16 protein-coding genes are annotated in these 18,209 nt (G+C 50.6%); 8 read left to right on the top strand and 8 right to left on the bottom strand.

Annotated features, from left to right (window positions below):
• Positions 1-53: 53 nt before the first annotated feature.
• Positions 54-1,043 carry a cache domain-containing protein gene (locus tag DCW36_RS20265; RefSeq protein ID WP_114782627.1) on the top strand — a complete coding sequence of 330 codons (990 nt, stop codon included), beginning with the start codon at positions 54-56 and terminating at the stop codon, positions 1,041-1,043.
• Positions 980-2,113, top strand: coding sequence for a cache domain-containing protein (locus DCW36_RS20260; RefSeq protein ID WP_125185414.1), 1,134 nt, complete (start codon positions 980-982; stop codon positions 2,111-2,113). The genes DCW36_RS20265 and DCW36_RS20260 overlap by 64 nt, the downstream gene beginning before the upstream one ends.
• A gap of 118 nt (positions 2,114-2,231) precedes the next feature.
• Here DCW36_RS20260 and DCW36_RS20255 read toward each other — a convergent pair whose 3' ends face one another.
• The 5 genes from DCW36_RS20255 to DCW36_RS20235 all read right to left on the bottom strand — a co-directional run bounded on the left by DCW36_RS20255 (position 2,232) and on the right by DCW36_RS20235 (position 7,146).
• Positions 2,232-2,894, bottom strand: a complete 663-nt coding sequence (locus DCW36_RS20255) for a LamG-like jellyroll fold domain-containing protein (RefSeq protein ID WP_114782625.1) — start codon at positions 2,892-2,894, stop codon at positions 2,232-2,234.
• A gap of 56 nt (positions 2,895-2,950) precedes the next feature.
• The gene (locus DCW36_RS20250; protein WP_114782624.1) at positions 2,951-3,874 is read right to left on the bottom strand and encodes an alpha/beta hydrolase; all 924 of its coding nucleotides are present in this window, start codon (positions 3,872-3,874) and stop codon (positions 2,951-2,953) included.
• A 181-nt stretch (positions 3,875-4,055) separates the two neighbouring features.
• Positions 4,056-4,841 carry a rhamnogalacturonan acetylesterase gene (locus tag DCW36_RS20245; RefSeq protein WP_114782623.1) on the bottom strand — a complete coding sequence of 262 codons (786 nt, stop codon included), beginning with the start codon at positions 4,839-4,841 and terminating at the stop codon, positions 4,056-4,058.
• Between the two features lie 280 nt (positions 4,842-5,121).
• Positions 5,122-6,579 (bottom strand): glycoside hydrolase family 28 protein, encoded by a 1,458-nt coding sequence (locus tag DCW36_RS20240; RefSeq protein ID WP_114782622.1) that lies wholly within the window; start codon positions 6,577-6,579, stop codon positions 5,122-5,124.
• A 174-nt stretch (positions 6,580-6,753) separates the two neighbouring features.
• Positions 6,754-7,146, bottom strand: coding sequence for a VOC family protein (locus DCW36_RS20235; RefSeq protein ID WP_114782621.1), 393 nt, complete (start codon positions 7,144-7,146; stop codon positions 6,754-6,756).
• Between the two features lie 561 nt (positions 7,147-7,707).
• Here DCW36_RS20235 and bioB point away from each other — a divergent pair.
• From bioB to DCW36_RS20205, 6 genes are all read left to right on the top strand, one after another.
• Positions 7,708-8,712, top strand: coding sequence for a biotin synthase BioB (bioB, locus tag DCW36_RS20230; protein WP_114782620.1), 1,005 nt, complete (start codon positions 7,708-7,710; stop codon positions 8,710-8,712).
• A gap of 15 nt (positions 8,713-8,727) precedes the next feature.
• Positions 8,728-9,870 carry an aminotransferase class I/II-fold pyridoxal phosphate-dependent enzyme gene (locus DCW36_RS20225; RefSeq protein ID WP_164891201.1) on the top strand — a complete coding sequence of 381 codons (1,143 nt, stop codon included), beginning with the start codon at positions 8,728-8,730 and terminating at the stop codon, positions 9,868-9,870.
• Positions 9,867-10,481: a dethiobiotin synthase gene (gene bioD, locus DCW36_RS20220; protein ID WP_114782619.1), complete on the top strand. Its 615-nt coding sequence runs from the start codon at positions 9,867-9,869 to the stop codon at positions 10,479-10,481. The genes DCW36_RS20225 and bioD overlap by 4 nt, the downstream gene beginning before the upstream one ends.
• 451 nt (positions 10,482-10,932) lie before the next feature.
• Positions 10,933-12,144 carry a beta-ketoacyl synthase N-terminal-like domain-containing protein gene (locus tag DCW36_RS20215; RefSeq protein WP_114782617.1) on the top strand — a complete coding sequence of 404 codons (1,212 nt, stop codon included), beginning with the start codon at positions 10,933-10,935 and terminating at the stop codon, positions 12,142-12,144.
• A 433-nt stretch (positions 12,145-12,577) separates the two neighbouring features.
• On the top strand, positions 12,578-13,600 hold the full coding sequence (locus DCW36_RS20210; RefSeq protein WP_114782616.1) for a rod shape-determining protein: 1,023 nt from the start codon (positions 12,578-12,580) through the stop codon (positions 13,598-13,600).
• A 396-nt stretch (positions 13,601-13,996) separates the two neighbouring features.
• Positions 13,997-15,697, top strand: a complete 1,701-nt coding sequence (locus tag DCW36_RS20205) for a CoA-disulfide reductase (RefSeq protein WP_114782615.1) — start codon at positions 13,997-13,999, stop codon at positions 15,695-15,697.
• A gap of 361 nt (positions 15,698-16,058) precedes the next feature.
• Here the strand turns inward: DCW36_RS20205 and arr are convergent, their stop codons facing one another.
• The 3 genes from arr to DCW36_RS20190 form a co-directional block, all read right to left on the bottom strand.
• Complete coding sequence (arr, locus tag DCW36_RS20200) at positions 16,059-16,505, bottom strand: NAD(+)--rifampin ADP-ribosyltransferase (RefSeq protein ID WP_114782614.1); 447 nt, start codon at positions 16,503-16,505, stop codon at positions 16,059-16,061.
• A gap of 91 nt (positions 16,506-16,596) precedes the next feature.
• Positions 16,597-17,163: a hypothetical protein gene (locus DCW36_RS20195; RefSeq protein ID WP_125185413.1), complete on the bottom strand. Its 567-nt coding sequence runs from the start codon at positions 17,161-17,163 to the stop codon at positions 16,597-16,599.
• A 38-nt stretch (positions 17,164-17,201) separates the two neighbouring features.
• On the bottom strand, positions 17,202-17,606 hold the full coding sequence (locus tag DCW36_RS20190; RefSeq protein WP_125185412.1) for a hypothetical protein: 405 nt from the start codon (positions 17,604-17,606) through the stop codon (positions 17,202-17,204).
• Positions 17,607-18,209 lie beyond the last annotated feature (603 nt).

The raw sequence follows: 18,209 nt of genomic DNA, 5'->3' as shown, positions 1-18,209 counted from the left end.
AGCACCCCGGATTTACCTGGCAAACCTGTCTCACATCAAACATCTGAAAAGCTATGGAACAAATGGAACCTGTCGCAGCAGGAACTGCGACGTTAAAAACAGAACCGGCAACAACCGGCTTCCAGTACCCGGAAACACGCCACCTTGTTCAGCTTGTGGAAGAGGCGGCAGACCTGCTCCGGCAGAAAGGCGAAACAGCCTTCACCGACTTCCGCCAGCCCGGCAGCCGGTGGCGCCAGGGCGAGTCATATATCTTCGTGCTCGCCCCGGAGGGCAACATGCTCGTGCACCCCGACCCGGAGCTGGAAGGGAAAAACCAGCTGGAGCTGAAAGACATCAACGGCAAGCCCATCATCCGCGGGTTGATCAGCGCCGCCAACACGCATCCTGCCAAACCCGGAGGCTGGTACCATTACCAGTGGCCGGTGCCGGGGGCCCTCCTGCCCCGCTGGAAAAGCAGTTATGTACGGCTTGTGCAGGCGCCCTCGGGCAAGAGCTACCTCGTGGGCAGCGGCATGTATAACGACCGCATGGAGCGTGAATTTGTGGTAGACCTGGTAACAAATGCCGTGGCAGAAACAGAGCAACGCGGCCGGGATGCCTTCACCCTGTTCCGCGACCCGACAGGGCCGTACATGGCCAAAGATGCCTACATCTTCGTGATGGACGAAAGCGGTACCGAACTGCTCAACCCGGCCTTTCCGAACCTCGAAGGGCGCCCTATGATGGACATGAAAGACACCAGCGGCAAATTCCTGAACAGGGAAATGTTTAACGTGGTGCAGCAAAGGGGTGCAGGCTGGGTAGACTACATGTGGCCCAGGCCAGGCGAAAGCGTCTCTACCCGGAAATCGGCTTATGTCAGCAAAGCACAGCTCGACGGCGCCTGGGTGCTGGTAGGCTGGGCGTTTACCTTTCCGATGCCCCCAAAGAAAAAGAACCGGTTTCTGCCACAACGGCGCCCGAGCTGGTTCAGCTGGTGCGCGACGCGGCAGCGCTGCTCGAACAAAAAGGAGAAAATGCCTTCCCCGAAATGCGGGTAAAAGGCTCCAGGTGGCTCCACGACGACATCTACTTCTTTGTCTGGTCGCTGGAGGGCAACCGGGTGTTTCATGGCGAAATACCCGAAGGCGAAGGCAAAAACGTGCGTGACTTAACCGACATACTCGGCAAGCCAATCGGCAGGATGTTTCTCGACATCGCCGCCTCCCCGGAAGGCGAAGGGTGGCTGCACTGCATGTGGCCGCGGCCCTACGATGTGTTTCCTGCCTGGAAATCCTGCTTTGTACAACGGGTCACCTTCCCCTCCGGCAGGCAATACCTCGTCGGCAGCGGGATCTATAACATGCAGGCAGACAAACCGCTTATCGAAGATGTCGTGAACCGGGCGGCAGCCCTGGTTGCGGAAAAAGGGCAGGAAGCGTTCGACGTGCTCCGCGATAAAAAAGGCCCCTTCTACTTTATGGATACCTTTGTGTTTGTAGACAGTCCCGAGGGCGTTGAGCTGGTAAACGGCGGCATGCCCAGCCTCGAAGGCAGGAACCTGCGCAACGAAAGAGACCTGAGAGGCAAGCAGGCAGTACGCGACTACATTGATGCGGCCCTGGAGCAAGGCAGTGCCTGGGTAGACTATTACTGGTACAAACCCGGCGAAAACACGCCTTCCCACAAACACACCTTCGTCCGGAAAGTGCAGCATGGCAACGATACCTACATCGTAGGCGCAGGTCTTTACCTGGAGGAAGTAACGCTGAAGCAGGGCCAGGTACGAAAGCTGTCCTGGGAAACCATCGAAAAAGAAAAACTAACCGACATCCTTTCGCGGCAGGTGATCTTCGGGGAGAAAGGCACTTTGGCCAGGCTTCTTATCGGGAAAGGAGCACAGGCCCCACAACACGCCCACGTAAGCGAAGAGTATTTTATCATACTTTCCGGTTCGGCCAGGATCTCCTGCGACGGACGTGAAACGGTAGCCGGTGCCGGCGATATAGTCGTTATCCCGCCAAATGTTCCGCATGCCATCGTAGCACTCCAGGACACGGAAGCGATCGACTTTTTCGCCCCACGACGGGAGGACTGGCTGCAGGGCAGGGACCAGTACCTCCGGAGCTAAGGCAGCCAGGTGCAACGGCAGGAACTGGTAGCGCCTGCCCTGTGGCTAATTCGTTCTGCTGCAGCTGCCACCACAGCCGCTGCTGTTCCCCATTGCCTACTGGTTGAAGCAGATGACTTTACTCCTCCGTCACCGGCGAAAACGTCACCTTGCTGATGGCTCCTTTAAACCAGGAACGCTTGTCCATGCGGGTGCCGAGGGAGGTTTTGGCGGTGCTCCCCATGGGGCTGTACTGCACCTGGTCCGACAACTCCGCTACCCCGTTTACAAAACCGCGGGCTTTGCCGTTTTTATACACCAGCTTTATCTGGTGCCACTCGTTTACCGGATGCGTGCGGGTGGAATCGATGAGGGTGATGCGTTCGGTTGGGGTGCGGATGTGGAAATCGGCGTACCATCGCTGCTGCCTGTTCAGGCGCAGCTCTATCAGGATGCGGCGGTTCTGGTCTGCGGGATCTTCGATGTGCAGGAAGCGCTGCTCGAAATTTTCCGGGCCACCTGCGTAGGGCTTAAACGTAACCTCGATGGTAAATTCTTCGGCACCCGCAATCGGGTTTACATCCAGCTGCAGGCCATCGTCCACCCCGTCAAACTCGACTGCCTGTTTTCCATCTGCTTTAATTACTTTCGGGTCGCCGATGACGGTTGGGGTATAACCGCCGATGTTTTCCAGCGAGTTTACCTGCCAGGTTAACTGGTTCTTCTGCTGTGGCTTGCTGCAGCCAAGAGCACAAACAAACGGCAGCAACAAAAGTATAGTTCTGGTTTTGATAAATGACATTTCAAGTATTTTAAGGAGCAGTGGGTGTGGTGACTGCAGCAGCAAAAATTCAGGACTTATTTTTTCTCCAGATCCGGTGTAAAGCCCATCTCGTGCAGCCACAGCTCACAGATGGAAGTCCAGATGTTTGTGGAGCCGGGGTTGTTGCGTAAGGCAATGGCATGGCCACCCTGCGGGAAAACGTGCAGGCTCGACGGGATGTTCTTATCAAGCAATGCTTCGTAAAACAGCAGACTGTTGCGCACATTCACCGATTTGTCGTTGAAAGCATGTACAAGAAAGGCAGGAGGCGTAGCCGCAGTTACCTGCTTCTCCGTCGAGAACTTTTCCACCAGCTTCTTCGAAGGTTTCTCCCCCAGCAGGTTCCTTTTGCTGCCGGCATGGGCATAGGTATCGAGGTTGATCACCGGCGACACCAGTATCATGAAGTCTGGCTTAAACGACTCTTTATCCAGCGCATCGCCAATGGCAGAAACATCATCGGTAAGAGTTCCAAGTGTAGAAGCCAGGTGTCCCCCTGCCGAGGAGCCCTGCACCCCCACCCTTTCCGGATCTATTTTCCAGGTGGCGGCATTGGCCCGGATTACCCGCATGGCCCGCTGGGCATCCTGCAGTGGCCCCAGGTGCCGCTCCTTCAGGTCGCGGGAATTGGGCAGGCGGTAGTTAAGCACAAAGGCATTGATGCCAATGGTATTAAACCACTTGGCCAGCTGAAACCCGCTGATGTTATAAGCCAGCCGCTCATAGCCCCCTCCCGGACAAATAACCACAGCACTGCCTTTATTCTCTTCCTTAGAGGTGATAAAAGCATACATACCCGGCACGCCCACCTGGTGTATCCGCTCGTTTACGATACTGTCTTTCAGGACCAGGCCTTTGGAGTTGGGCATTTTGCCTTCCGGCCATAAAGGAATAAATTCCTGCGCCCGGGCTTGCTGCAAAACAAACATCAGGATCAGAAGAAATAGGAGTGATCGCATGTTGTAAAGTAAGTTATCGCTGTTGATATGCAAGCCTGTATTTGAAGGAGAAAAGTGCCTTTACCAAGCTTTCCTTTTAGAAAAAAAAGTTAGCTGCAGCTGTGACCATTGCCACTGCTGCTCCACAAAAGAAAAACTGCTCCAGGTTTTCACTTTGGAGCAGTTTTTCATGGGATTGCCTTTACTTTGCCTCCGGGTTCACCGTTCTGGCTACTGCTCCGGCATTTACGATTCTGTCGGCCAGTTCCAGCTTCAGAGCACGTATATCTGCCAGCACCAGTTGCGCCATTTTGCGGGCGCCCAGTTCGTTGAAGTGCGTGTTATCGTCTTTGCCTTTCGGGTAATTAGGGTGCTCGCCCGGCGCCATTTGCAGGTAGAGCAATTTAGAATGCTCAGGTCCGAACTGCTTCAGCAACTCCTGGCTTCTGCGGTCGTGGTCGATGAGCGGAACGTTCTGTTCTTTTGCCACGGTACGTACAATGGCAGCATATTCATCGTGGGTAGGAACAAATTTTCCGGAAGCATCGAAGTTGCGGCGGGCAACGGGCGTAAGCAACACAGGAATCGCTTTTTTGCTTCTTGTTTCCTTTACATAACGGGTCAGGTTCGCCTTAAACTCATCCGGTTTGGTGGCACTCCTTTTCGTAGGAACCTCGTCGTTGTGCCCGAACTGGATGAACACATAATCGCCTTCCTGCAGGCTGTCCAATACCGGCTGCCACAGCTTCTCGTCCCGGAACGTCCTGCTGCTGCGCCCGTTTTTGGCGCGGTTGTCAACGGTAACGGACTCGTCGAAGAAAGTGACAAACGGCACGCCCCAACCCATTTCCGGGAAAGCTTTGTCCGACTTAATGGCCATGGTGGAATCGCCGATCATATAAACGGTAATGTGCTTCTTCGCCTGAGGCAAAAACGACATCAGCAGCAGGCTCAGGCCCAGCAGGGGTAATGCGAATACTTTTTTCATTTTGAATAAATTTTATTAACAGATGTTACGCAAAAAATTACGAAAGCAGGAGTTGTCCTCCTTTGAAGGGGGTAAGGGGGATGACGCACGTACTGCGAAGAAATTCAGGTTCTACAGCCAATACAAAAATATTTTGTCCTCAGATGTAAATCATCCCCCTGCCCCCTTCAAAGGGGGACAAAAAATCCCTGCGTAACATCAGTTATTAATTGACAAGGGTTCTGATCTTTTAGAACAATTTCTTCGCAAAATATCCGCACATTCACAATAATCTTTAACCTTAAAACACTTTTAAGAAATTTTGCTGATTAATTTTTTTGCCATTTATGGTTACATTTTCAAACTGCACATTTTCTATGTTTTTAAATTTGAATGGCACGTCCACCTGCTCTATCTCTACGTTCACCAGGCGCACGTTTTCTACCGGCGACTGCTCATAGCCTTCCAGCAGCACGCCTACTTTGCCGCCTTCTTTCACCGTCATGTTTTTCACCTCTATGTTGCGAACAGTCGGCATATAGGAACCTGAATCTTCGTAAAACATATTTACCCGAACCACCTGCTCCGCCACCTGGCCTACCTCGATGTTGCGCAGGTACACATTTTCGATAACGCCGCCCCGGGCAGAACTGGTCTTGATGCGCAGGGCACGGTCCAGTTCCGGACTGTTCATGATGCAGTTTTCAGCAAATATATTGCGGGCGCCACCGGATATCTCGCTTCCGATCACCACACCGCCATGCCCGTTGGCCATTTTGCAGCCCTGTATCACGATGTTCTCGCTTGGTATGTTGATGCGGCGGCCATCGGCATTACGGCCCGACTTAATGGCAATGCAATCGTCGCCGGTATTGAAGAAGCAGTCTTTTATGAGCACGTTCTTGCAGGACTCCGGGTCACAACCGTCGGAGTTTGGTCCCTGGCTTTCCACGGTCACCTTCTGAATCGTCACGTTGGTGCACTGCACCGGGTTCAGAATCCACATCGGCGAATTCACGAAGGTAACGCCCTCTATCAGGATGTTCTCGCAACGGTAAGGCTGCACAAACTGCGGACGCAGGTAAGAGCCTTCGCCAAACTTTCGCTCGCTTACCGGCACATTATCTTCTGCCATCTGGAACAAGGCCGCACGCTTGTCTTTGTCGGTCTGGTTAGGCGTTCCTTTTTTCCACCCATATCGTTCCTGGCCTTTCCAGGGCCACCAGTTCGTGTCGTTTGCCTGTCCGTCGAAGGTACCTTCGCCGGTGATGGCGATATTTTTTTCTTCGAACGCATAAAGCAGCGGCGAGTAACCCATCAGCTCCACCCCTTCCCAGCGCGTATGCACGAGCGGCAGGTAGTCTTTGGGATTGGTAGAAAACAGCACCTTCGCATCTTTCTCCAGGTGCAGGTTCACGTTGCTCTTCAGGTGGATAGGACCGGTAAAAAAGTTACCGGCAGGCACCACCACACGGCCACCGCCTTCGCGGTTACAGGTTTCGATTGCCTTCCGGAAAGCTTCCGTGCAAACGGTTTTGCCATCACCTACAGCCCCGAAATCGGTTATTAAAAACTGTTTGTCCGGAAATTCGGGCGCTTTGATCTGGGCGAGAATGTTATCCATTTCTTTCCATACATCTGACTCGTCGGCGGTGTTTTCTGCGGTTTGTTCCGTTTTGGTGTCCGGGCTTCCGCAGGCGGCCAGCGCAACTAAAACAACAAGTGCAAACGCGCGGTAAATCGGGAAGAGTTTCGTCATTTCTTAAAATCTATACGGTTAAGTTTTTTACAAATTATGGTCTCTGCTGATTCGGATTGCAAATCCGAATCAGCAGAGGAGCAGTGGCTGTGGTGGCTGGAGCAGAAAGCTTTTCGGCACAAGATTACCACCTAAGGGAAACATTTCCTGCAATTTTAGTTTAGCAAAAATCAATTAAGACCTGGCCAGCATGGGTTTTCCTCTTTTGCAGAGCTGCAGCGCCAGCCCCCAGGGGTCGCGCAGCATCACCAGGTGTGAGCCATCATCCAGGTGGTTATCCGAAACCAGGCTGGCACCGGCATCGATCAGTCGCGCCCTATCCGCATCCGGATTTTCAGACACAAAGGCCAGGTGTACCAGCAGCGGGTCCATGAGGCGGTAAGGCGGTACCTCGTGGGGCGGATTTTTATAGATCTCGATCATGATCGTGCCGCTATCATCTGCCAGGAAAGCGGTAAAGGGCGCTTCTGCCATCTGTCGTACTACTTTCATGCCGAGGTGGGCCACATACCATTCCACCATATCGGCGGGCTCTTCTACATTCAGTGCAAAATGTTCTAATTTCATATTTTATGTTGTTTGTGTTGGGAGGCTATTGATTTAAAATTTGAAACTAAATTAACAAACAGGCGCAGCTGCTGTGCGTCTTTCAGCATAAAATTAGCAAAATATTTTATGCTGCTCCTGCCTCCATAGCCTTAGCTGCTCCCGGAAAAACAAAACGGTTGTTCCGCTTCAGCAAAATCCAGCGTTTTACAACCTCAGGCCAATGCAATCGATTGTGCAAGTGTAGGCAATTTATCCCTTTAAAACAAACACTTGTTAGAGTTATCTTACATCTCCCGGCTCCTGCTTTGCCTTAACGCCAGCTGCTGCCGGAACTGCAGCTTACCTGCAGCCTATCCCAAAAAACCAGCAAACCTCCGCGCATAACAGCTCGCCATTCCGTCCCGGCAAAACTGCCTTCAGTTGCTGCAGCTGGCATAAATCAGCACGATTTTCAAAAATTTCTGTGCATCAAACCCACTTTTACCCAATTCCTTAACTATTTCGCTTGAAATTCCGCGTCAGATTTGATTTTTAATTCCTGATTCTACAAATTACCTTCGTACACTAATTAAGGTTTTTATGACGCAACTCGTACAAAACGCAGACATTCGTAACGACTGGAGTCTGGAAGAAATAAAGGCTATTTATTACAAGCCGGTGCTGGAGCTGATTGTGGAAGCGGCTAACGTGCATAAGCACTACCAGGCGACCGGCGAGGTGCAGGTTTGTACCCTTTTGTCGGTGAAAACCGGTGGTTGCACCGAAGATTGCGCTTACTGTCCGCAGGCGGCCCGCTACAATACCGGTGTGGATGTGCACAAGCTGCTCGACCAGCAGCAGGTACTAAACGCGGCACAGCGTGCGAAGGATGGCGGCTCTACCCGTTTCTGCATGGGCGCTGCCTGGCGCGAAGTGCGCGACAACCGCGACTTCGACAAAGTGCTGGACATGGTGAAGGGCGTGAACGAGATGGGGCTGGAAGTATGCTGCACACTGGGCATGGTAAACGAGTACCAGGCCGAAAAGCTGAAAGAAGCCGGCCTCTACGCCTACAACCACAACCTCGACACCTCCGAAGAAAACTACGAGAATATCATCACCACCCGTACGTACGACGACCGCCTCAACACGATTGAGAACGTGCGCAAAGCCGGCATCTCCGTTTGCAGCGGCGGCATCATTGGCCTCGGCGAAACCGACGAAGACCGCATTGGTATGCTGCACACGCTGTCTACCCTGCCGCAGCACCCCGAATCGGTTCCGGTAAATGCGCTGGTTCCTGTAAAAGGTACGCCGCTTGAAAACCAGCCGCGCGTGTCGGTGTGGGAGATGGTGCGCATGATTGCCACTGCCCGCATCCTGATGCCGCAGTCCATGGTGCGCCTGTCGGCAGGTCGTGAGCAGATGAACGTGACGGAGCAGGCCCTTTGCTTCCTGGCCGGCGCCAACTCTATCTTTACAGGAGAGAAACTTCTGACCACACCAAACCCGGATTTCGACGCTGATAAAGCAATGTTCGATTTGCTGGGCCTGACACCGCGTAAATCATTTAAAGAAGAGCAGCAGCCAGAGGTAGTAGGGTAATCTTTTTCATTTACTTTGTCAGTACCACGCAGTAAGCTGGAGCAACGGCTGTTACAAAAGCTGGCGGACCGGGAAGCACAGGGCAACCTGCGGCAGCTCCGCACCAGCACCGGCCTCGTCGACTTCTGCTCGAACGATTACCTGGGCCTGGCGCGGTCGGAACAACTAAAGCAACTGATTCAGCAGGAAGCTGAAAAATATAAACACCTGCCGGTAGGTTCTACCGGCTCCCGGCTTTTGTCGGGAAACAACGAACTTTTCGAGGAGCTGGAAAAGCAGGTAGCCGCCTTTCATCATGCAGAGGCAGCCCTGCTCTTTAACTCCGGCTACACCGCCAATGTTGGCCTGCTGTCGGTTCTGCCCCAGCGCGGCGACACGGTTTTTTACGACGAAGCCAGCCACGCCTCCATGAAGGACGGCCTGCGCCTGAGCTTTGCCAAAACCTATGCCTTCCGGCACAACAACCTGGACGACCTACAGCAAAAGCTGAAACATGCTATGGGGCAGGTATTTGTGGTAGTGGAGTCGGTGTACTCGATGGACGGCGACAAGGCGCCGCTGCAGGAACTGGCGAGTCTTTGCCAGCAATACGGAGCCGCTTTGGTAGTAGACGAAGCCCACGCCGTGGGCTTGTACGGACCAAAAGGTGAAGGGCTGGTAACGGCGCTCGGGCTGGAGGAACAGGTTTTTGCACGCATCATCACCTATGGCAAGGCCATGGGCTGCCACGGAGCAGCGGTGGTGGGGCCGAAAGTGCTGCGCGATTTCCTGGTAAATTTCAGCCGTGCCTTTATTTATACCACGGCACTGCCTACGCACGACCTGCTGGCGATTAAATGTGCTTACCGGTTGCTGCCATCTTTAACCAAGGAGCGGGAGCAGGTAAAGGCGCTGGCCAGCCAACTATACAACGAACTAAACCAAACCAGCGGCATCCGCTGCAGCCCCAGGGACAGTATCATTCTTTCTGTCTTTGTGCCGGATGCAAAAAAACTGAAGCCGCTGGCCGCCTCCCTGCAACAGGAGGGATACGATGTACGCCCCGTGATGAGTCCGACCGTGCCCGAAGGCAGCGAGCGGCTGCGGGTAATTGTACATGCTTTTAATACGACAACACAAACAGAGGGGCTTGCAGAAGCCATCAGACGACACACATGAAACGCTATTTTGTAACAGGCATCGGAACGGACGTAGGCAAGACAGTTGCCGCAGCCATACTGACCGAAGCCCTGCAAGCTGATTACTGGAAACCCGTACAGGCAGGAGGACTCGATTTTACCGACACCGATATGGTGAAGAGCCTGGTATCCAACCCGGTTTCCACTTTTTTCCCGGAAGCTTATCGCCTCAAAATGGCTGCTTCCCCCCACCGTGCCGCTGCTGAAGAAGGCATTGAAATTGATGTACAGGGCATACAATTACCCGAAACAAACAACAACCTGATCGTAGAAGGCGCCGGTGGCCTCATGGTTCCCCTGAACAAGCGCTACCTCGTGCTCGACCTGGTACAGCGCTTTGGCCTGGAAGTAGTGTTGCTTTCCCGCAACTACCTGGGCAGCATCAACCACACCCTGCTGACGGCGGAGGTGCTGCGTTACCGTAAAATTCCGGTAGCGGGCATCATCTTCAACGGAGAAGAAAACGAATCTACCGAAGACTTTATTATAAAATACACCGGCCTGCGCAAGCTCCCCTCCATCCGCCAGGAAGCCGATTTCTGCAAAGAAACCGTTGCCGCCTATGCGCAGGAGTTTAAAGAGTGGTTGTAGAAGTGATAAAAGTAAATTTTTATTTTGCTACCGCTGTTACCACTCCCGCTGCTCTTCCCATATGAGTGATTTTCATAAATATTCTTTCAGCGTAATCCCTAAATCTGCTTAATCAGTGGTTCAGACAAAAAAAGTTCTGCTGCAGCTGCCACCATACCCACTGCTCCTCAACGGAGGATATATAAGTTGATTTTTTTATAAGAAAAACTGCTTCAAGTTTAGCGCAGCGTAACTTGGAGCTAACAATTATGAAAGCTTTCAGCTTTCGTGGCTGCACTTGCAGGCTTTTATGGACTCGCAAGTTGAAAACTTGCCCTATAAAAAGCTCCAAGTTACGCTGCGCTAAACTTGAAGCAGGAATTTACTCCTGCCCGATCAGTAAAAAGGTTTGCCAATGTCCTGTTTCTCCTGCTATCTTTGAACTGACTCGCACCGTGAAGCCTGGCAGAATTTGAATACAGCACAAAACTATATTATCATTAAAGGATGTGGCGCCATTTCGGCATTGGGCCATGATGCCGCTTCCTCCGATTCCGCATTCCTTTCCGGTAAACTTGGTTTCCGGACCATCAACCACCAGGAGCAGCCAACGCCCACAGCAGCCATAAGCGCTGAAGCAGAAGAAATACTGTCTAGCCTGCAGCAGTCGAACCCGCATTATAAACAGCTCGACCGGTCGGTGCTGCTGGCCATTTACGCCGCCCGCCAGGCCGCCGAACAGGCAGGCTGGACGGCATCCGCTGCCGCACCTGACGAAGAGCTGGCGGTAAATATCGGTTCCTCCCGCGGTGCCACCGGGCTTTTCGAGCAGCACTTCGAGGCCTATAAACAGAGTACCGACTGCAGAACTACCTCTGCAGCCTCTCCCACCACTACCTTAGGCAACATATCCAGTTGGGCAGCCCATGCCGTACATGCAGAAGGCCCTCAAATCAGTCATTCCATCACCTGCAGCACGGCCTTGATGGCGGTGGCAAACGGGGTAGCCTGGTTGAAGGCAGGCATGGCAAAACGTTTCCTGGCAGGGGGCGCAGAAGCACCGCTCACGCCCTTTACCATTGCCCAGATGAAAGCGATTGGTATTTACTCCGGCTTACAGCATACGCCTTACTTTTGTCAGCCACACGCCCGGCAGCGGCAGAATACGTTTGTGTTGGGTGAAGGGGCCGCTGTGCTGGCGCTCGAAAGCGTTTCGCAGGAGCAGCTTACGCCAGGAGCAGTCATCGTGGAAGCTGTAGGAATCGGGTTTGAAAAGATTGAAAGTAAAACAGGCATCTCCAGGGAGGGACGGAATTTCCAGAAGGCCATGCGCCACGCCCTCGCCCAGTTGCCCGGCAACGATTCCCAAATTGATCTGATCATCACGCATACGCCCGGCACCTATGCCGGCGACACAGCCGAACGTGCAGCCATCGAAGCTGTGTTCGGACAACACACGCCGGCTATCACCACCAATAAGTGGCTGCTGGGTCATACGCTGGGCGCTTCTGGTGCACTCAGCCTTGCCTATGCCCTGCAGGCCCTTGCCTTGCAGTACTACCCGCCGCTCCCCTACGCCAACGTCCTCAACGAGACGAGGCCTCCAGCAATCCGAAGAGTATTAATTAATGCAGCTGGGTTCGGCGGCAACGCTGCCAGTGTCGTTCTCAAACTGCAGGAGTGACAGAAGACATTACGTCCTACACCTGTAACCTTTCTCTCTTTTTCACTATTAACCTTACAAGCTTGCACTGCCAGGAAGCACCTTTCTATTCACTTATTTCAAAAAAACACTAACTCCGAATTTTATAATTTCAGCTACGGACATACGATATCGCCCCGGTCGTTCGTTACAGTAACGTTTGCTTAACAGGCAGGTCTATTTTTATCTTATTTACTATATACATCCAAATTCCAACATTCACCAAAACAAAGACTTATACAATTTTGCTTAGTTCTGATTTTATATGTAACTATCAACTTCGGTAAGAGATTAAGTAAAACGTAATTAACCAAACGCCTTTTATTTCCAAACAGGCATTTTTTATAATAACCAACAAAAGCCTCTGTTACATTTTTATACAAAAAGCAACATTGCTTGACACAGGAATATTTATATGGGATTTTTTAACTTTTCGACACAGGGGATCGCAATAGATTTAGGTACTGCCAATATCTTAATCATTCATAACAACCAGGTGGTGCTGGATGAACCTGCCATCATTGCCTTTAACCGTACCACACATGAAGTGCTGGCAGTTGGCAACAAGGCCATGCAGATGGAAGGAAAAACCCATGATAACATCCGGACGGTACGGCCGTTGATGGACGGCGTTATTGCCGACTTTAATGCTGCCGAACACATGATCCGGGCCATGATCCGGATGGTGAACCTGAACAAAGGTTTTCTGATGCCCTCGCTGCGGATGGTGGTGTGCATTCCGGCAGGTATTACGGAGGTGGAAAAAAGAGCTATCCGCGATTCCGCCGAATCGGCTGGCGCCAAGGAAGTATACCTGATCCACGAACCCATGGCTGCCGCACTCGGTATCGGGATAAACGTGGAAGAGCCTATGGGAAACATGATTATAGACATCGGCGGCGGCACCACCGAGATAGCCGTCATTGCCATGAGCGGAATCGTGTGCGACCAGTCGCTGCACATAGCAGGGCAAACCTTCGATTCGGAAATTATGCACTACATGCGGCAACAGCACAACCTGCTCATCGGTATCCGGACGGCAGAAAAAATAAAGATCAGCATTGGCTCTGCTTTACTCGAACTCACCGATCCGCCCGAAGATTATACCGTACTGGGTCGCGACCTGATGTCGGGCATACCAAAGCAAATAAGAGTAACCTACACCGAAATTGCCGCCTGCCTGGATAAATCAATCTCCAAGATAGAGGATGCGGTGATGAAGGCGCTGGAGATAACGCCACCCGAACTTGCCGGCGACATTTACCACAACGGCATCTACCTGACCGGCGGAGGCGCGTTGTTACGTGGTCTCGATAAGCGAATTGCGACCCGCACCAGGTTGCCCGTACACATTGCAGAAGAACCTTTACGTGCTGTTGCCAAAGGCACCGGCATCGCCCTGAAGAACATAGGAAAATCGACTTTCCTGATGCGCTGATCTTTTCTTAAGCGTACAGAACCCGCTATTCTTTTCGTTTCAAAATAAGACAGTTGTTCAACCCGGACTTAACCGGCTGAGCAACTGTTTTTCTTTTCTCCTTTCTTCACCGTAAAGGCAGGATCATTTCATTCTAATGTTTATAGCGCGAAGGTTCCCTTCGCGCTGATTACTCGCGGCCTCTGGCCGCCGTAATCCACCAGAAAAATGATCTTCGTCATGTTCCGGTTTTAAGTGACTTTGGTCACATATAGATCTAGCCGTTTGCGCCAACTTTACAGTAAATAATAAGGCGCCCAGCCAGTTAAGCATGCGGAAAATCTTCCAGAAACTGCAGGTGCCAATACGATTTGTAAACGGATTATGCAACTATATCAAACCTCATCTGAGACCATCATGAAACGGAAAAAAATAGTAATTGTAGGTGGTGTGGCCGGAGGCGCCAGCGCAGCAGCACGCCTGAGAAGGCTTGACGAAAACATTTCAATTGTCATGTTTGAGCGCGGAGAGTACATCTCTTTTGCCAACTGTGGCCTTCCCTATTACATTGGCGGCACCATCCAGAACCGGGGCAAACTCCTGGTTCAAACCGCAGAAGGCATGTCCAAACGCTTTAAACTGGATATTAGGCCTAAAAGCGAAGTCATCAGCATCGACCGGGAGCACAAGGCAGTGTGGGTAAAAAACCTGCAGACACAGGAGTTGTACCGCGAGCCGTACGACACACTCATCCTGTCGCCTGGCGCCAAGCCCGTAACGCCGCCCATACCGGGCATCCGGGAGGCAGAGCATCTTTTCACCCTGCGCAACATCCCCGACACCGACCGTATCAAAAGTTTTGTAGACGCAGTTCATCCGGAAAGAGCTGTTGTGGTAGGCGGAGGTTTTATAGGGCTGGAAATGGCTGAAAACCTGCACGACCGGGGTATAAAAGTCAGCCTGGTGGAGCGGCTGGCACAGGTGATGGAGCCACTCGATTTTGAAATGGCCAGTATCGTGCAGCAGCACATTCGCAAAAAAGGAATTGACCTTCACCTGAACGATGGCCTGCAAAGCATAGAAAACAAAGGCAAGAAACTGGTACTCCAAAGCGGCACCGAAATCGCCACCGACATGATCATTATGGCGGCAGGCGTGCAACCGGAAAGCACATTGGCCCAGGAGGCTGGCCTGGCGCTCGGCAACCGGAATGCGATCCGGGTAAACGAATACCTGCAAACTTCCGACCCGGATATTTATGCCGTGGGCGATGCCATCGAGGTGAAGGATTATGTGCACGGGCACGCCACTTTTGTGCCGCTGGCCTGGCCCGCCAACCGGCAAGGACGCATTGTGGCCGATAACATCGCAGGCAAGAAAACAGCCTATAAAGGCACCTTAGGCACTGCCATTGCCAAAGTGTTTGATTTAACGGCTGCCACAACCGGCAACAACGAAAAAACGCTGCAGAAACTGGGCATTCCCTACCTTGTCGCGCATATCCACCCGAATGCGCATGCCGGTTATTACCCGGGAGCTACACCGCTGGCCTTAAAACTTATTTTCTCTCCCGAAGACGGTAGAATTTTCGGAGCGCAGGCTGTTGGCGAAAAGGGTGCTGACAAACGCATTGATGTGCTGGCCACCGCCATAAAAGCCGGCCTGACGGCGCTCGACCTGCCGGAACTGGAACTGGCTTATGCCCCGCCCTACTCTTCTGCCAAAGATCCTGTGAACATGATCGGGTACGTTGCCCAGAACATGCTCGAAGGCACGCTGGAAACATACCTGTGGCACGAGATAGATGCTTTTGTTGAAGCAGGCAATTACGTGCTGGACGTAAGGGAACAGGCAGAATTCGATGCCGGTTACATAAAAGGTGCACGTCACATTCCCCTTAACCAGCTGCGCGACAGGCTGAACGAGCTTCCGGAAAACCAAACCATCTACGTGTACTGCCAGGCGGGTATGCGGGGCTACATCGCCCTGCGCATTTTGCAGGAAAACAACTTTAAGGTGAAAAACCTGGACGGCGGCTACAAAACCTACGCCGCCGCCAAAAGCGAAATAGCCGGCACCAGCCAGGACAAACCTGAAAAGCTAGAGTTGGTTGGTTGATGTTTCCTGAAGCTGGAAGGCAGGAGTTCCAAAGTGTTATTAGGATCAATATTATGAAAGAAGCCCCCGTGCGCTGTCCCCCGACAGCGCACACCTTTAGTACACACGCTCATTCGGATGTTTTTATCCGAATGCAATCTGCTGGGGATCTCCAGATCCCCGAAAACCAGTAGCCTATGAGCAACTTGCCATCTCGAATGCTATGAGATATCTAGAAGTTTTTTTCCTTCAAAACCAGATCTCTCCCTGTGGTCGAGATGACAGCAAAAGTTCTTAAGAGGACGGCATTGGCACTTTACCTGGTAGGGCTAGTAAGAATAACGGAATAGTAAGTGCATGAATCAGTTTTGCCTGTTTCAAATTAATCTTCTATTGCCTCAATACCCTGTTCTTTCAGTTTTGCTAATCCGTCTTTCATAGCTTCGACTTGTTCCGGTGAGTGTCCTTGCCAGGCGGTAATCTCGCCGACAACCTTAAACGGGTGTTTGGAGCGATAAGACATTGTTGGATTACCCGGGAATTTTTTGTCCGTTAAATTGGGATCATCCTCAATCGGACCTGTTGGCTCTACTAAATAAATTCTTTCATTCCCTTCGCCAAAAGCAAGTTCAGCGCCCCAAATAGCAGCATCCAGTGTAGCGGTGAGGTAGATGTATTTTGCTTTATTCTTCTGCCCATAGTTTGAGTTAACACCAATTTCGATCAAGTCGCCAAGCTTTAAGTCAGCCTTGGTGCCATGAAAGTAGGTCTGTTTGAAAGGGCTTTGAACTGTTCCATTTGGTTTAATCTCACTTTTGCTTTCTTCCATTGCCGTATATTTAGGTGGTTGGTTTCCGGGTGTATTGTGTTGTTATTAACTATAACTGGTAACGGACTTGTCTAAATATGGCGTAACTAAATTATAGGCGTGGTTGGAGGGATTTGTATTCCCTATAAATTCTTCTAAAATAAGCATCACCATCCCTTGTGAAAGCCATTCGCCTTCTTCCGCTGTGCGAAAAAACAAAAGTATCTGATGAATCTATGGCAAAGTCAACTGATCTTGAAACAGAGGCATTATAAATTCTTAACACTCCTATTGGTCTACCCCAACGTGGTGGAGGAGGTGGCGGTGGAATGTCTCCTTTTATTGTGTCCGCTGGATAAACAATTAATTTAGTTGAAGTATCTTTCGGTATAAAATCTGCAAGGCTCTTAATGTCATCCTTACTAATAAGCCTTTCTTTGATGTACAAGTAGCCTTTGTTTGGACTTGTTTCTCCGATTAACAAATAAATGCTGTCACTATTTAAAATCAGATTCTTAAGAAACAAAATACTAAATTCTACCTCAGCATCTCCTGATACTTCTGGTAGAGCTGTTACATTTTCTGCCCCTTCTGATTTAGCCATATTATACTGATTATCTGGTTTATAACAGCTAATCAAAATCAGAAATGGAAGGAGTGTAATAAAACTTCTTTTCATACTTATCAATTACCTCAAACGGCTTTGCTATGGTGCGTTTATGCACTATAGGTTTGGTTGGCAAAGGTGTTTTTATTTCTTAAACCATCTTTTAATGCTAAATACAAAATACAAATAGCTATTGCTACACTAAGTGCTGGGCTAATTACCAATAGTATCATATACCCACTTAAAACAATCAAAAGCAAAACACTATTAAAAGCTGCTACTACGCCAAATCTTATAAAATCCTTTTTTATCAAGTATAGGATTATGTGAAGTAAATTAAAAATAGAAAGAAGAATTACTTGCTCTATCACCACCAGCTTCACAAAGAAAATGGATTTATTTTTGCTAATGTAATCTATAACTTCATTTGAACCCATAAGGGAGTAAAGGGAAAATGAAATTCCAGTTAAAATAAGATGATAATTTTTTAAAATATTATGGAATTTTAAATTCATAATTATACATCTTTGCTAACTATCGGATAAACCGAGTTATTCGGCTACTCCGCACATAGTGCGGAGTAGCCACCTTTCTGCCCCGGCTGTTGCTTTTTTGCACCGGAACAGCGGAATCCGGCTCGTTTGCCGAAGTGGAATCCGTACAGCAAGATAAGGAAATAATTCAAAACAGATGATTAACCCGGCACTTATTGTTTTCCCCCAACTCATTTATATGTAAGCACCATGCCTGCTTAATTTTCCAGTTGCAAAACACTGCAGCGCCAGCCACCACACCCACTGCCACGCTATTCCCGGGACTGTTGTGCGTGTATAGCGCCCGTAAAGTCCGGTGAAATACCTGCACTAGCCGTTGATTATCCGTTTGTTTCCAATTTATAGCAAATAGTAAAAAGGATATTCCATTACGATTCTGCTTTTAACAGATGTTTCTGCAGCTCGCCCACAAGGTACTGTCTTAAAAGTCAAGTTTTTTTATAGGATAATTTTGTTATCTTTGTCTTACCCAAAAGAGAGCTCCCAGCCGAAAGGTCACGGATGTTCATCTTGTGTAGCCCCGCTAGCCGGGGCTACTTTTTTATGCTGCTGCGCAGCAACCCA

This window comes from Botryobacter ruber (assembly GCF_003347595.2).
In the GTDB taxonomy this organism is placed as follows: Bacteria; Bacteroidota; Bacteroidia; order Cytophagales; family Hymenobacteraceae; genus Pontibacter; species Pontibacter ruber_A.
This window is presented reverse-complemented; position numbering and strand designations above follow the sequence as displayed.